13 protein-coding genes and 1 pseudogene are annotated in these 15,316 nt (G+C 51.6%); 1 reads left to right on the top strand and 13 read right to left on the bottom strand.

Annotated features, from left to right (window positions below):
• Positions 1–13 precede the first annotated feature (13 nt).
• The 9 genes and pseudogenes from BMX66_RS12270 to xrtB form a co-directional block, all read right to left on the bottom strand.
• A pseudogene (locus BMX66_RS12270) lies at positions 14–563 on the bottom strand (DDE-type integrase/transposase/recombinase); the annotation flags it as partial.
• A 308-nt stretch (positions 564–871) separates the two neighbouring features.
• Positions 872–1,576: a methyltransferase domain-containing protein gene (locus tag BMX66_RS12265; RefSeq protein WP_158593419.1), complete on the bottom strand. Its 705-nt coding sequence runs from the start codon at positions 1,574–1,576 to the stop codon at positions 872–874.
• Between the two features lie 88 nt (positions 1,577–1,664).
• On the bottom strand, positions 1,665–2,900 hold the full coding sequence (locus BMX66_RS12260) for a polysaccharide pyruvyl transferase family protein (protein WP_090882601.1): 1,236 nt from the start codon (positions 2,898–2,900) through the stop codon (positions 1,665–1,667).
• Positions 2,901–2,947: 47 nt separating this feature from the next.
• A complete protein-coding gene (locus tag BMX66_RS12255; protein ID WP_090882598.1) occupies positions 2,948–4,489 on the bottom strand; it encodes an oligosaccharide flippase family protein in 1,542 nt (513 codons plus the stop codon).
• The gene (locus BMX66_RS12250; protein ID WP_143058232.1) at positions 4,486–5,988 is read right to left on the bottom strand and encodes a hypothetical protein; all 1,503 of its coding nucleotides are present in this window, start codon (positions 5,986–5,988) and stop codon (positions 4,486–4,488) included. The genes BMX66_RS12255 and BMX66_RS12250 overlap by 4 nt, the downstream gene beginning before the upstream one ends.
• Positions 5,989–6,400: 412 nt before the next feature.
• Entirely contained in the window at positions 6,401–7,390 is a 990-nt protein-coding gene (locus tag BMX66_RS12245) for a GDP-L-fucose synthase family protein (protein ID WP_090882594.1), read from the bottom strand.
• 12 nt (positions 7,391–7,402) lie between these two features.
• Entirely contained in the window at positions 7,403–8,506 is a 1,104-nt protein-coding gene (gmd, locus tag BMX66_RS12240) for a GDP-mannose 4,6-dehydratase (protein WP_090882801.1), read from the bottom strand.
• A 4-nt stretch (positions 8,507–8,510) separates the two neighbouring features.
• Entirely contained in the window at positions 8,511–9,197 is a 687-nt protein-coding gene (gene epsI, locus BMX66_RS12235; RefSeq protein WP_090882592.1) for an exosortase-associated protein EpsI, B-type, read from the bottom strand.
• 2 nt (positions 9,198–9,199) lie between these two features.
• Entirely contained in the window at positions 9,200–10,114 is a 915-nt protein-coding gene (xrtB, locus tag BMX66_RS12230; RefSeq protein WP_090882590.1) for an exosortase B, read from the bottom strand.
• On the opposite strand from xrtB, the gene BMX66_RS12225 reads away from it, so the two are divergent.
• Complete coding sequence (locus BMX66_RS12225; protein ID WP_158593418.1) at positions 10,107–10,490, top strand: VanZ family protein; 384 nt, start codon at positions 10,107–10,109, stop codon at positions 10,488–10,490. The genes xrtB and BMX66_RS12225 overlap by 8 nt on opposite strands.
• A gap of 192 nt (positions 10,491–10,682) precedes the next feature.
• Here BMX66_RS12225 and epsG read toward each other — a convergent pair whose 3' ends face one another.
• From epsG to BMX66_RS12205, 4 genes are read right to left on the bottom strand one after another with little or no spacing between them, the layout of a single operon-like run.
• Positions 10,683–11,612: a chain length determinant protein tyrosine kinase EpsG gene (gene epsG, locus BMX66_RS12220; RefSeq protein WP_090882588.1), complete on the bottom strand. Its 930-nt coding sequence runs from the start codon at positions 11,610–11,612 to the stop codon at positions 10,683–10,685.
• A 24-nt stretch (positions 11,613–11,636) separates the two neighbouring features.
• A complete protein-coding gene (gene epsF, locus BMX66_RS12215; protein ID WP_090882586.1) occupies positions 11,637–13,043 on the bottom strand; it encodes a chain length determinant protein EpsF in 1,407 nt (468 codons plus the stop codon).
• Between the two features lie 16 nt (positions 13,044–13,059).
• The gene (gene epsE / locus BMX66_RS12210; protein ID WP_090882584.1) at positions 13,060–13,857 is read right to left on the bottom strand and encodes a polysaccharide export protein EpsE; all 798 of its coding nucleotides are present in this window, start codon (positions 13,855–13,857) and stop codon (positions 13,060–13,062) included.
• Positions 13,858–13,902: 45 nt separating this feature from the next.
• Positions 13,903–14,871 (bottom strand): EpsD family peptidyl-prolyl cis-trans isomerase, encoded by a 969-nt coding sequence (locus BMX66_RS12205; RefSeq protein WP_090882582.1) that lies wholly within the window; start codon positions 14,869–14,871, stop codon positions 13,903–13,905.
• Positions 14,872–15,316: the final 445 nt, after the last annotated feature.

Below are 15,316 nucleotides of genomic sequence, written 5' to 3'. Positions count from 1 at the left end.
TTCAGAATTCCGCCTATTTATTCCTCAGAAAACCAGGTGGGGATGCGGTTAATAACTGGTTGCGATGAATTGCCTTGACAACTTCATCTTCAACCTCTTGTGAGGATGATATTCGTTGCAATCCTCGAACCACTGGTCAAGCTGTGACATCAGGACGATCTGTAACATACACGTAATCCCGTTTGAAGGTCTTGACGAAGGCCTCGGCCATACCGTTCGATTCGGGACTTCTGACGGGCGTGAAGCAGCTGATGAATCCAATATCCCGAGCAAAGACTGCCGTTTCTCTGGCGGTGTAGCAACTGCCATTGTCGCTGAGCCAATCGACTGCTCCTGCGGGGCCGTGCAGCCCGCCCAAAGCGCCGCTCGACACTTTCAATCATCAGGTCCCGCACCATCTCAACGGTAATGCCGCCGGTAGTGGCCACATGACTAATAACTTCCCGATCACAACAATCCAGCGCAAAGACAACCCGTACCACTTGCCAATTCCAGCAGGCAATCTCGAAACCATCCGAGCACCAGCGTAAATTGGAGCGCAGCGTGACGCCCTTGCCTTCGTAAACCCGTGCAGTTTTATGCCCGCATGCCGGTCAGCAAAATCTCATTTTCCATGGTCTTCTTGCCCAGTACACGCTCCAGCTCGCGAATCCACTTTTTCAATTCACGCACCGCGGCACCAGCGCCTGCGGCGCTCGACCCCGGTGGACCACTTCAATACGTTCGATATCTGAAGCACTATGGATTTCACCAGGCATATGCCTATCTCCTGTCATCGGTGGACTCCGTGTCCGGTTGAATGGGGAGCCGCTACCCCAGGATCTGATTGATTGATCGATATTATGCGTCGTCCCAAACGTTGACCCAGGATCTAGAGTTTTCTTGCGACAACCAGGAGATTAGGCAAAAGGGTAAATAATCCTCGACTCAATGCATCCCTTTTAATAAATCTTCCAACGACATCGTCGACTATTTGAGGGTAAAAAAGTTTGGCGAACCAAGCCAACAAGAGACTTCTATAGCCAAATAACGGTCCGCTATAAATTGTTTCTTCAACAATTTCAAACTGATGGTCCCGAAGAAGCTGCTGCAAGCGTCGCCGAGTAAATGGCATTGCATGGGTATAGTCGCAGTCAAAGAAATAATGCCCCCACTTTACATAGTCCGGACACGCGATTACCAGAATGCCATCTTCATCCAGAGCACTCCGAATTTGTGAAATTAGCTGTGATGCTTCCGCAGCACTCGTCAGATGCTCGATAACGTGAAGCAGGAAGCAGATTTGGGAACCTCTTATCTCTGGCGGTAATGGCGGAACATAAGTTTGGACAACCGAAAAACCTTCATTCCGCAGCCGAGACGCAACTGAATCACTACCCTCCACTGCCGTATATGAAAATCCGTCATCACGTGTAAGAGCTGCGATATAACCATCACCTGGACCAATTTCTAAGATATGTTTCGGATTATTAAAATGACAAATTCCAAGTTCATAGATTGAGCGCGCTTGACGCAATTTTATTTTAATCCCGACTCTGAATCGATCGCGTTTCGTATACTGATTATAGATTGTCACTTGATACCTCTCCTCAGCCAAGCTCTGGTTATTCCCTGATAAAACCAGTTGATGTTGTCCCCATGGAATGCCTACCCCGATAGTTCAATTAATATATTCGCGTTTTTAAATGTTCGGCTAGAACATTTGCGCTTAATGAGGCCTTGCGTTTCCATTCGGGAATGCGCTGGGCAAGCAGGGATCGGATAAAATTCTCGCTTTCCCTCAGTTCAGTAAAGGCTTTCCAAAGACTATCGCGAGAGATCCGCGGGGTTTGCAAGACAAAGTCAAGTGTGCCGAATAAGTCCTTGTTTAAGCCGTAAGCCTTGGTACTATATGCGAACGATATAGTAGGGACACCCTGTGACCAAGCCGCGATGGTGGCATGCGTGCGTCCTCCCATGAAGTATCGGCAGCGTCCAATAAGATATTTCAATTGCGCGGCATTAAAACTTCTAGGGACCAGTACCAGGCGCGCCGAAGGTCCACCTAAGCTGGTTTGGATACGATCAAGAATTGAGGTATCGCTGTTATAGAGGCTATCATCAAGCGGATCCACATGCGGTATAAGTGCCACTCTCAAACCCGTCTCTGCCAGTACTTTTCTGAGGAATGCAACTGATTCCTCCACAAGGTTGCCTGAATTGCCAGCCCGCCGCCAGCTCTCTTCGATTACCGGGCTGATATTGAATCCCAACACGGCACTCGATTGAGTCAAAGGGTGCGCCCATTCGACCGCCTCAGGCTCGAGCGCAAACGCAGGATCAGCTACCAACACCGCATTGTCCAACCCCACATGCTTCAGATAGGCAAGACTTTCCGTTTCCCGCACGGTAATTACGGAATATCGCTTGAGATGCCGCGCCATGTAGCGCTCGAACACAGGATCCTTGAATGGACTTATCGATGCGGCAACTAGCATGGTTGCATGGCCGGCCCGGGCGGCGGCGTCCATGAAGCCACTGGCCATGAAAAGCGAACCTGATCCATAGTCCAGCGAAATCGTGTCGCCGCCAATCATCAGTATTGCATCGCACTCCGACATGTCCCGGAAAGCATAAGACGGCAACGCATAAGACGGTTCCCAAAATGGTTTGATCCACGGCGCCAAACGAATCGCCCGATTCCACCACTTTATTGCAGGGGGTATGTGGTTTGCAGAGACAAACGTCGCTCCATAGCGAGCCATTTGCGGCCACTGCTTCGCATCGGCTTCGGGATCAGTTGCGGGAACAAGAAAAGAGGTGTTCTCGAACTCTTCCGAGAGGGTACTGATAACGGTGCGTGTCAGCGCCTCGCAGCCCCGATTACCAAAGTTGGTTTGACCCGCCAGGTAGAACTTCATCCTGAAACTCCAAAATATTAAGAAGCGCTTGATGGAACAATAGTTCGCTAAAAAAAGAACATGGGCCAAGGTAGCAATCTGTTAATGGAGGATCGCTCTTCAGCCGAAAACGGCTTCAGAAGGCTGCATACAACGAGATAAGTCAGACCCAGAATGAAAGCGCACAGGCCAAGATCAAGCAAGCTATTATCCGTGAGTGCTCTACTCCAGTTTGCCACCCATGCTGCGCACCCACCGCAGGCTGCCAGTTTGAGCCAACTGCCCCAGTTGATCCGAAAGTGAAATTTTGCGTTGCGCAAGCACCACCAGGCAGCGCTGCACCAAAGTAACTCGCTAATCCAGAGACCTGCTACCATACCGTTTGCTCCAAAGTTATCGGAGAGAGCAATGCCGGCGAGGATGCCAGGAGCAGCTGCGAAAGTCCCAGCAAGCACTGCCCGACGGTCCTCGAGGGCTATGGCAACAGCGGATAAAATAGTATGCAGGCCTTGAAGGAGGAGCAGGCCTGATAACCAGAAAAGCAGATGACCGGCAGCAAGATGTTTCCCATTGGAAACCTCTGAAACGAACTCGAATCCCCGTATGCCGAAAAATGCAATAACGGGAATGAGAAAGAAGTGGTTCACCTTGAGAATTAGATTGCCGATATGAACCAGCTCATCATTGCTGCCGCCGCCGGCCCTGCGGGCGACCAGCACTGGCCGAATCAGTCCAATTAACAATTGCGCCGGCAGGTAGCGTTGCAGAACGAGGCCGAATGCATGGGCAAGACCAAACGCCGCTGCCTCCAGCACGCCTAGAAAGCGGCTGATAACCATTTTTACCGCATCTGGACTGTATAACTGAGACATGCACTGGGCAACATAAAGCGGAAGGGAGAATACGAAAATTCTTTTTAGTTCGAAGGGTCCCTTGTTGCTAGTTATTTTCAATCCGGCGCACACCTGGCGCAGGTAAAAGAATAATATTAAGGTTGAGATTGAAAAGCCAAAGAGGGCGGCAATGACTTCCATCCAGATTACGTCCTGCAGGGTGAGGGTTCCCTTCATATATAGAAGGCTAAGCACTACGGCTAACCGCGTACCGCTTCGGATTAAAATGCAAAACTGACTGCGACCCTGCTGCAATAGCGCGTCAAATACCAAATCGATGTAACGGGCTGCGCCTTCGAATACGATGGCAAAAACATATAGCAAAAATAACTCGGAGAATACTGTCAGGCCTACGGCGTCCAACAGGTTCTGGGCAAAAATGAGCAACGCCGCCGCTGCAATTGCCAGTGTTAGAAGACGGTACGTGAGCGAGCCCCACACCAGCCTAGGTAGCCAGGGCAAGTTGGGGGACAGACGAGCCTCAGTAATATAGCGCTGCGCTATCGGATAGGCTCCGGCATTGCTGACCAGGAGTGTGATCTCCATGATCGCAACCCATATAACGTAAGCGCCGTATTCGGTCGCTGGTAACAAACGGACCAATACGACCAGCAATACCAAACCGATCAGGCCTGATGCAATTTTGCCAACGGTGAAGTAACCTAAACTGCTTCGGATCTGCCATCCGGAAAAAGGATGGCTATGGGCATTTGTCATGCTGCCGGGCTCCGGATGCCATAGGCCTTTGCACGCGCTAGGATAGCAAGGAAAAAGTAGATCAGAAACTGAACCGCCGAAGCGTCTAGAGCATCCCGGTTGTAAATGAGTCCACTCAAGATCAGGAGCAGGCCGATTCCGGCGCACTCGATACTTGACTGCAACTCCAGCGGTAAATCCTTTCGACGAGCAAGCCGGAAGCTTTCAATGGCACCAAGAAAAAGAACGCCTATAAAGGACACTAAGCCTAAAAGTCCAAGGTCCCACAGCAACGTTGTCACAGTCGAGGTATCGATAAGAAAATCGTAAAGTTTCGCTACTTCACCCACCGCAAATGAACTATTCCCACGACTCGCGCCCAGTCCATGTCCGACTATCATCCGAACGGGATCAGAAATATCGTGCTGGTCCCACCAGAAAATAATGGAAGCCGTTCGTCCCAATTCGCGTGTTCCCGCATTGAACAAATCCGGATCAAAAAAATATGTGATCTGTTTATCGTAGAGTTCGGCGTAGCCACCCGAGCGGTTGCCTCCATCGTAATACATCGCTTTATATGCGGCGGCGATGCCAACAGCAACTGTCAGGAGCATAAGCACCGCAACCAGAAATCCAAGAGGGCGGGTTCTAATTTGACGAGAAAAAACCAGGGTGCCGGAAAAAAGAAGCCAGACGATAGCGGCTTTTACCTCAGCAAGAATTAGCGATGGGAGGACTAGTAAGCAAATCAATTGTAAACGGGAAAGGCTAATCTTGCGATTGCGCCATGCGACCAAAGAAACGACGACTGCCATGATGACGAAGAGCGCCATAGCAGCCGAGCGGCCCCCAAGCAGGCTCCCGCCAAAAGTGCCCGATATCGCATCCCAGCTCAAGCCGGCAGCGCCACCCACGTTAGATAGGCCGCTTGCAATAAAGAATTTCTGATACAGGACTACGGGTAATTGAACACACGCGACAATTATGAGTGCCTTCCAAACGAGTGCCGTTGTTGTATCGAAGGGTCGGACAGCGAGGAAGGCGAGAAACAGCCCAAACATGAACACATAGTTTTTGAGACCCACGACGAGTTGCGCGAGAGGTGAAAGGTTGAACCCGACAGAAGCCAATATGGTGAGGAAATACATTATCAAGGGCAGGATGAACCATGGCCGGGGCGACCGAATGGTGGCTGCGATTTTTTTTTCATGCGGCGTTTTTCGTTCCATTAGTGCGCGCAAGCCCAGTAAGAGAGCCAGCAAATAGGGCACCCAGTTAGCTTGGGCTATCCCTAGAAAATATTCCACGGCACCCGCAATCACAGTTGCGAGAATAAGCTCCAGGGTTGTAACCCACCGTATGGGTGCGATGAAGACCACTACCGCTCCCACGGCGGCTGCCATCAGCAATGCGGCCGCCAGGGGCAATACCGCGCACAGCAACCCCACGAAAATGGCAAAAACACCGAACAGCAAAGATATCGGGAAGACGCTGTGTGCTAGGGGACGGGTTTGTAGCATTGGGGTGGGGGCCCGAAGGTTGGGGTAAACGGTGTCTTAATAAACAGGTTCTCGGGAGTTCTTACAGTAAATTCGATTCCACATGAAAGTGAAGCCTGCACACCTCTGGCTGAGCAATAACATGAGGACATGCAGAAACGACTATCGCGTTGTATCAGTTTCCGGGACGATTGCTTCCAATGTTTTTTGGACGTTGGGCGAACATGAAGTATGAATGAATTGTCTATGACAATCATTCCGGGCGGCTCATCAGCAAGTCGCGTTGACAAACGTCCAACGCAGTCGCCGCGTCTGCTGAAGCTCACGAATTTTATTCGGGCAGGTCCATTTTGTCCTAGATCCACGTATCAAATGGAATTTCCATAAGGTTCGGTTAACCCGGGCGAGGGAGGTATGTTTGCTGTGCCCATAGTCAGCACTTAGTAGCGCGGAAGTTTGCATAGGCTCGAGTCAACCCTTCTTCTAACCCTAAAGTGGACCTGAATCCGAGAGAGCTCAACCTCGAAATATCCATCAGCCTGCGGGAAGCGCCGTCCGGCTTGGTGCGGTCGAATTCCATGCGACCCGAGTAGCCTACGACCTTACCTATCATCTCCGCCAACTCGCGTATGGTGATGTCCTCGCCCACCCCGATATTTATTAGAGGTGCAAGGCCCAAAGCGGTAGACTCCAGCGGCGTCCCGGCCGGCCACAGTAATCGGGAATAATCGTCATCCCTCAAATTCATCAGGAACACGCAGGCCTCGGCCATGTCCTCACTGTAGATGAATTCCCGGCGCGACGTACCTGTCCCCCAAACAGTGACCGTGGGTGCGCCGTTGACCTTGGCCTCGTGGTACTTCCGTATCAATGCCGGAATGACGTGGCTGGTGTTGAGATCATAATTATCCCCGGGTCCGTAGAGGTTCGTGGGTATTACGGCCAAATACTGGGCGCCATACTGCCGGTTATAGCTCCAGCACATTTCAATCCCTGCAATCTTTGCGAGAGCATAAGGCTGAGTAGTCGGCTCCAGCGGACCCGTGAGGAGGTATTCTTCCTTAATAGGTTGTGGGGAAAGGGCGGGGTAGATGCTACTGGAAGCTAGAAAGATTAATCGCTGGACCTTATTGCGATGTGCCTCGTGAATCACATTAGTCTGAATGGTTAAATTGTCCCGGATAAAATCGGCACGATAGGTATTGTTGGCATAAATACCACCTACTTTTGCGGCAGCCAGGAAAACGTAGTCGGGCTTCTCAGCAGCGAAAAAAGCCTCTGTTGCTTTCTGGTCGGTTAAATCGAGTTCAGCATGAGTACGGGTCAGGAGATTGAGGTAGCCTTTCGCCTTAAGATTGCGTGCAAGAGCTGACCCGATTAAACCGTTATGACCGGCTATATAAATTTTGGCATTTTTGTCCATGTCTATCGGTTCCTATTCATGATAGTCATAAGCGCCAAACCCGTTTTTCTTGACGAGTTCATCTCGCTCAGCGCTCTTGAGGTCCTCCCGAATCATTTCGCTGACGAGTTCCCTGAAGGTAGTCTTTGGCGCCCAGCCGAGTTTCTTCCGGGCCTTGGATGGATCGCCGAGCAGAGTCTCGACCTCAGTTGGACGGAAGTACCGGGGATCTACACGTACGATAACTCGCGATTCCCGAACTGGACATGTCTGATCGATGCGCCCTATTTCGTCGACACCGTGACCTTCCCAGTTTATATGTATACCAAGCTCTTCTGCTGCCGCGTTTACGAAATCACGGACACTATACTGGACACCGGTAGCAATGACGAAGTCGTCTGCCCGGTTCTGTTGTAGCATCAGCCACTGCATCTCAACGTAATCGCGAGCGTGACCCCAATCACGCCGGGAGTCCAGGTTACCTAGATAGAGACAATCCTGCAGGCCAAGTTTAATCCGGGCAAGCGCGCGAGTAATCTTGCGGGTTACGAAGGTTTCCCCGCGAATGGGGCTTTCGTGATTGAAGAGGATGCCATTACAGGCATAAAGGCCATAGGCTTCGCGGTAGTTGACCGTAATCCAATAACTATATAGCTTTGCCACCGCATAAGGGCTGCGAGGATAGAAAGGCGTTGTCTCATTTTGCGGAGTTTCCCGCACTAAACCATAGAGTTCAGAGGTGCTGGCTTGATAAAAACGCGTTTTTTTTTCCAACCCAAGGATGCGGATGGCCTCCAGTATTCGTAATGTGCCAATGCCATCCGCATTGGCGGAATATTCTGGCGTTTCAAAGCTGACCGCGACATGGCTCATTGCGGCCAGATTGTAGATTTCGTCAGGCTGGACTTGCTGGATGATGCGGATCAGATTCGTTGAATCGATCAAGTCCCCGTAATGCAGGATAAAGTTGCGTTGCGAAACGTGCGGATCCTGATATAGATGATCGATGCGGTCGGTATTGAACAGCGACGAGCGGCGCTTGATTCCGTGAACGATATAATTCTTTTTGAGCAAAAATTCAGCTAAATAAGCACCATCCTGCCCAGTGATGCCCGTGATGAGGGCGATCTTTTTCACTGGATCAGTTGATTCGCGCGTTGCCATTCAACTTTCTCCTATATTCCGGTTCTAAAGCATGAAGCATCTGATCGGCAAATTGAGTCTGTATGTCGTATGCATTCGCTGTTTCGCCATCGATAGACGAAATGCGGATCAGCATACCGTCGGGGATTTTGCCGGTCATACCGTATCTCATTTCAGCAAGTTTCTTCTGAAGCCCGCCTTGAAATACCCGATCGCCAACTATGGTCCAGTAGGTCACCGGCTCGTTGCGCTGGCCGAGACTGGTCAGTATGCGAGTAACGGGAATTGAACCGCTTCCAGTAGCCAAGTTGCCTGCTTCTTTGCCCTCGAGCAAGAATCCCTGCGCGGGATAGCAGATTTCGGGATAGTGCATTTGCATTGAGTCCCTCTGGTCGTCTCCATATGCTATCGAAAGCATGACGCGATACCCGCGGCTGTTTATGTAGGTGCGGCTGAGAGTCTGAGTGTAAATCTTGTCAATCATTTCCTTCTGCCGCGGGTCGACAATTTGCACGGAATTCTGCTGCTCCACATGCCAGTCTCCGAACGTCGTCGGGATTATCGTTTCCAGATCGATGGCCGGCCCCTGATCGGCAATTTTCTGGGTTGGACGCAGAGCCAGCGCAAGTCCCGAGGCAGCGAGCATGAGTATTAGAAGAAGGAAGTTTCTGAGCCAGAGATTCATTGTTACACGCTACTTAAGGCGCTACGGTCACGCCGCAGCTTGACGCTGAGCTGCAACAGCGAATCCACCCCGATGATCAGCAGCAGCGCACTAAGGAAGAGCACCATGCCCGCGAATCCATGCAAGAAGCCTTGCCCCGCCTCATCACCAAAATGGTATGTAATCAGCGTTAATACCATTACGCGGATGACGTTGGCGGTAAAGGATATCGGAACGATAAAAATAGCAAGGGCGACGTTCCGGAACAAGGAATCGTGCCGGATGATGTTAAGGTAAAGCAGACCCAGCGCCTCGAGCGTAAAGAGGGTATGCAAGCCCGCGCACGCATCTGCTACGAGCAGCTTGTATTGCCCAATCTGGAGGATAACTCCCGTACGGGCGATGGGATAGTTCGCCCAGAAAAGAATGGTCTCGGCAACATAGGAAACCGCCATCTTCATGGGCATCGTCAAGGCATCCACAACCGAGGAGGGGAGAGGAATCATGAATAGCATGAAGAAGAGCGGAAACCATTGCGCCTTTAGCGCGGCGCCGCCACGCATGAGCAGGAGAATAGCCGCAAGCAGCCAGATGACCGAACCGATCTCAAAGAGCAGAATTTCTTGGGACCGGCCAATGACATAGAGTAGCAGACCGAAAATAAAGATGGGCCAGCCGGCTACAGGGGCAGTGGGCTGGTCCTCGCTCAAGCGCCACATTTCGGGCCACTTGCGATAAATAAGCCAGCAGGCGATGCCAAGTACAATGGGACCGTGCGCTTGCTGGTCGGTACTCCAGATGCCTCGAAATAGATCGACCAGGCTCGGCAAATAAAGTACGATTAATCCCCCGATGATAGGCAGCCAGATGGGTAGCCGGTTGCGCCATCCCTCCGGCAGGTTTTTTTTATTGAAGATAATTGAAGAATTAATGCTCATCTTGTTTTCGCAACACCCATTATCTCGCTCCGTCCGCGCCACAGCCATGCTGTTGACGCTCGGGATCGTTGTCAGCTTGTTTGTTGGAGGCGCGCAACCTGTTGCCGTGAATCTGATACCGGAGCCATGGGATAAATTCGCTCACGGCGCTATTTTTGCGTTGCTCGCCTGGACAATTGGTGTTGCTAGCGGCTTGCCGGGAAAGCGCAGGCTGGTCGTCGCACTTTTGGGGTCGCTGTTGGTCGGTATGCTTGATGAATGGCATCAGATGTATCTGCCCGGCCGGCAGGCAGGATGGTTGGATCTTGCGGCAGACGTATCGGGCAGCCTCATTGGTACGGCGTTGCTTGCCATAGAACGTATAAGACGCAGTTAGCACCATGTTAGTAGTTGAGGAATGCTGATCATCCAGATTCCAATCCCCAATGAGAGAAAGAAAGGTTGGCAAAAAATGGGGGGCAAGAACTTGCCTGGTTACCTCAAAAATGATTGCAGCGCTGCCGGGTAGATGCAGAGAGGCGGGTATCATGCTCACAAACCCAGATTCATCTCTTCCATCTTGGTTCACTCAGAAGTCGTTCAGCACTGACCCCACCGACAACGTGCCTGTCTGTTGAAGACTGTTGGCTAATTCGATCGTGTCGGGCATTGAAGTAAGATTTTTGCGAACCACAATGAGGGCAGCAGACGCACGGGCCGCGATCATTTGTGTTTCAGCATAGTCGCGTGCAGCAGGGGTGTCGATGATGACAACGTCAAATTCGCGTATTAGCGATTGCAACAACTCATGAAAGCCTGCGCGACCGAGCAGTTCCTGCGGATTAGGTGGCACTGCGCCACCCGGTAGTACCGAGAGCCCAGGCAGTGAAGGCATACGGGCGATGGCTTCGATGCCGACGCGACCGGCAAGCATACCGGATAAACCGGGATTAGTGCCGAGCTTGAATAATTCGTGCTGACGTGGCGCACGCAGGTTGGCGTCGATGAGTAAGGTGCGCTTGCCAAGCTGCGAAAACACGATAGCCAGATTGGCAGCAATGAAACTGCGCCCTTCCCCCGTGCCAGGGCTCACGATGGCGAGTGAATTCAGCCGCGCCTCTGCATCGAACCAGCGCAACATAAGTTGACTTCGCAAGGCACGAAGTTTCTCGACAGGCGGACTGAAAGGTTTATAGGCGGCCACTAACTGATGGTTAAGGCTGTTATCGCCCGCAGGAAGGTAGAGGGTGTTAAATTGACGCGATAGTGCAAAGCGAACATCGTCTTCGGTTAACAACCCTAACCCGATGGCAGTATCGCCAAAGCGCTTGCCCTGCTCTATTTGCAGCCGTAGAATGCGCTCGGCGTTTTCTGCAGAGAGGCGTCCGGTATCGACGAGGATGGCTCCAATCGAACCGCCGGCGCCGTTGAGCTGGGCTTTACCGTAAATCGATGGCTCGCCAGGATTCGTGGTCTGATTCCGCTTGAAGGTTTGGAAGGCTGCGCTTACCGGTTTCATGGTCTGGGTTCCCTTTTTTGGTGTTCAGCTCGCTGCGGATCCAAGCTGTTTAGGCAACTTGGGTAGCTTGGGTAACTTGGGAACTTCGCGAGCCCCGTGGCCTGGAATAACCGCAAGCACTGGCAGATCAATGGCCTGGAGAAGGTCGTCTGCTGAACGTATCCGGCGGTTAGCCAGTTCGAGCATCAAAGCAATCCCTATTCCAAGCAGCGAGCCGAGGAAAATGGAGATCAGAACGTTGAGCAGGATTTTCGGTCGAGAATGCTGGGTCGGTACTGTGGCTGGGTTCAGAGTTGCAACATTGGTCTGAACGGATTGGCTTTCAAGGCGGGTCTGGGCGGCACGCTGACTTACGGCTTCAAATGTACGTTGCGCAGCCTCGACATCGCGCATGAGCACAGCGATTCCATCTCGCTCCCTATTGAGCTCAAGCACGCGTTTTTTTTGAGCTTCCATAGCTTCCAGCAACTCTTTTTCCTTTTGCTTGCCGACTTCGTAAGAAGTGCCCATGCTGCTGGCGATTTGTTGAGTTTCGCTTGCGAGTCTTCTGCGGAGGGAGGCAAGTTCAGACTGGGTACGCTTTGTTTGTGGATGGTTTACGCCCAAATTCACGTTGCTCTCCTGAAATTTTGCTTCAAGGCGAGCGATGTCTGATTTAAGACTATTGATCAGCGGGCTTTGCATCACTTCAGGCAGCGTTTCGGAGCTGGTGGATTTATGCTTGCTGCTGCTATCCGTGGTTTCAGTCTGAACGTTGGTTAACCGCGAGGAGAGTTCATTGAGCTTGGCGGTTTCATAATCCAGACGCTCGTCGGTGGCGACCACTCCTGTTTTCTGCTGATGGGCCGAAAGTGCCTCCTGGGCTCTTTCCAGCTGCTCACGCACCGCCTTGGTTTGATCTTCAAACCATGCCGCGGATTGGCGGGCGGGCGCAAGTTTGAGATCGTGGTTGACGTCGATGTAAGCTTGAGCAAAAGTATTCGCCACCGTGGCGGCAAAATTGGGATCAGCGCCACTGAATTCGATGTTGATCACGTTGCTTTCACGCGACGGTTTGACGTCAAGCTTCTGTTTTAACAGATCAGCCAGCCAGGCGTTAAAATCACCTGTGCCCCCCGTGGCGTCTACCCACTGCTCTCGGATAACCGGGCTTTCGTCCATGCGTAGCAGCTTGACTACACGCTGAGCTACGCGATCACTATCGATAATATCTACCTGCGTAGCCATGTATGCGGGGCTGGCCATACCGGGCAGAACCATGCCCGCAATAGGATCGGGCGATCTGACATCAACAACCACCGCGGAACTGGCGGTATATTGCTTAGGTAACAGCAGGCTGACCACAAGGGTAGTTAATACCGTAACCAGCAGCGTGAGAAGAGCTATCTTATAACGCGCTCGCAGGATAAGCAGGAATTGTTGGAGTGTCATTACATCTCGACCATGATTAGAAAATACTTTCGCGAACGTAGATGATATCGTTAGGCAGCACGGTGTCAGTCATCTCGGGGGAAATCTTCTCGACATTGCCATCAGCATTCTTCCGATGAAGACGCAACCACCACTCACTGCCGCGCTGGGTTGGGCCACCGCCTTGAGCCAACGCTTGCATGACTGTCATGCCACGCTCGATTCGATAGGCGCCGGGACGCTGTGCTTCGCCATAAATGTAGAAAACTGGTGCGCGATGGACATAGATTGTGTCTCCACCGGCGAGGATCATATCTTCGTCTGATCTCTCGGTGAGGTAGAGTGCGGGGATGTCTATTACTTTGCGGAAGGGTTTGCCATCGCGTATGCCTGTGACAATGGCAAAGTCGTCGCCGGTCTGGGAGGCTCCGCCGGCAGCGGCAAGCATATCGCTGACGCGACTGAGAGTTTCGAGCGGGAAACGCCCCGGTCGGTTGACCTGGCCGAGCACGCTTACCTGATTGCCGCGCATCTGCAAGAGGACGATGTTAACCTGCGGTTGCTTGACGAAGCGGCCGTTCTTGAGTGCGGTGGCAATCTTCTGCTCGGCGTCAGCAATAGACAGGCCGCCGACTTCCACCGGGCCGACAAGGGGATAAGTGATAGAGCCGTTTTCGGAAACGCGGGTTTCAGTTGTGAGATCAGGGTTCTGGAAAACCTGAATACGCAACACGTCCCCCGGGCCAAGTGGATAGTCGAGATTGTCTCCCGCCAGCGCGTTTCCCGCAGACAGGGCAAAAAGAAGGGCCAGTATACGTATTAGAGCTTGGATCATGGTTTCAAATTTCCTTATGCACATTCTATAAATTGGACAAGACTTCTACTTCAAAGCTGCAACACCTTTTTCCACACCGATATCAGCCTTGGATTTCAGCGCCCTCACATCTGTAGCCTGCGCCATAGCCGGAGTTGAACCCGATTGGGATGCCGTACCGGTATCCATATCCGCGAATTCACCCATATAAGTGATTTTAGCCTTGGATTTAAGCTCCTTGAACTGCTGCTTCGCAGCTTCCGATGCACGCTGATTTCCCAGAAACTGTTGGATACGCGGTAGCGCCGCTTCTTCCGATACAGGTACCGACTGCGCTGCGGCGAGTCGCATTACGGTGACGGACTGCGGATTTTGAATAATCAGGCCTTGGCCGACTTTCAGCGGATGTATTTTAGGCAGCAGTTCAAGCGGAATCTGTTCGGCCGACCGTGTAGCGCTGCCAGCCGCAAATTTGATTCCCTTGCCCTTGAGCCAATTCGCTATACTTTCCATGGGTTTCTCAGTGTCCAACATTTCGCGCAATTCTTCAGTGACCCCGGCAGTTGCCGGAACCACAATTTCCTGAATGTTGTAGATGCGGCGCTCGGCAAAGAGCTGCGGATTTTCCGAGTAATATTTCTTGGCTTCATCGATAGTGGGTTTATCCATCGCCGCGGTCAATTGCTCGATGTAAGCTCGGGCAAGAATTTCCCGGCGTGCATTTTCCACTGCCATGAGGACATCGGGTGAACGGTCAAGTTTCTTGCCCACGGCTTGTTCGACGGCCAATTCCTGATCGATAAGTCTGTCGAGAATTTCGCGGCGAATCTTCGGCGCCATTTCAGGTTTGCTGGCGCCCGCACTGGCGCGAGAGAGTACGTAATTAATTTGATGAACGGAGATCTCGCCCGAATTGACTTTAGCTGCTATCTGACTGGCGGGTTTCTCGACATCTTTGCTGCCACAACCTGCCAGCCCTAGCGCAAGTGACAGGGAAATTATTTGTGGTATGACTTTCTTGCGGCTGAATCTCATATGCGCCTTGAATGAAAAAATGTAAATACCAATAACATTCAGAACCTAAGTAGAACGCCCCATATTTATAAGGCCCATCAGCTTGTATGCCCTAACTGGCTTCGCTAACGCGAGAGTTACAGCACATCTTGCCCATACAGAATTACATTATCGTAACGGTCGTTGAAGCACGAAAAAAGAAAAGCTTACGGAAAGAATATACCCAATGCTATCAGTCGTCAGTTTAGTTTTTAAGCTCAAATCCAATGACCTCATAAGGAAAACCCGACAATAGAAGAATGCGTCAAGTAGTGTCTTTTATCAATAAACTGCACAGTATGAGATTCCGCGAAATACCACTCGGCTGAATGCACGGTAGCGGAGGTAGCACTTTCAGCGCAATAGTCCATATGTACTATATTAACCCCCAATGTACAGGTTGATAGGCACGACGGTCAGGCCGGGA

This window comes from Nitrosovibrio sp. Nv6, assembly GCF_900110495.1.
In the GTDB taxonomy this organism is placed as follows: Bacteria; Pseudomonadota; Gammaproteobacteria; order Burkholderiales; family Nitrosomonadaceae; genus Nitrosospira.
This window is presented reverse-complemented; position numbering and strand designations above follow the sequence as displayed.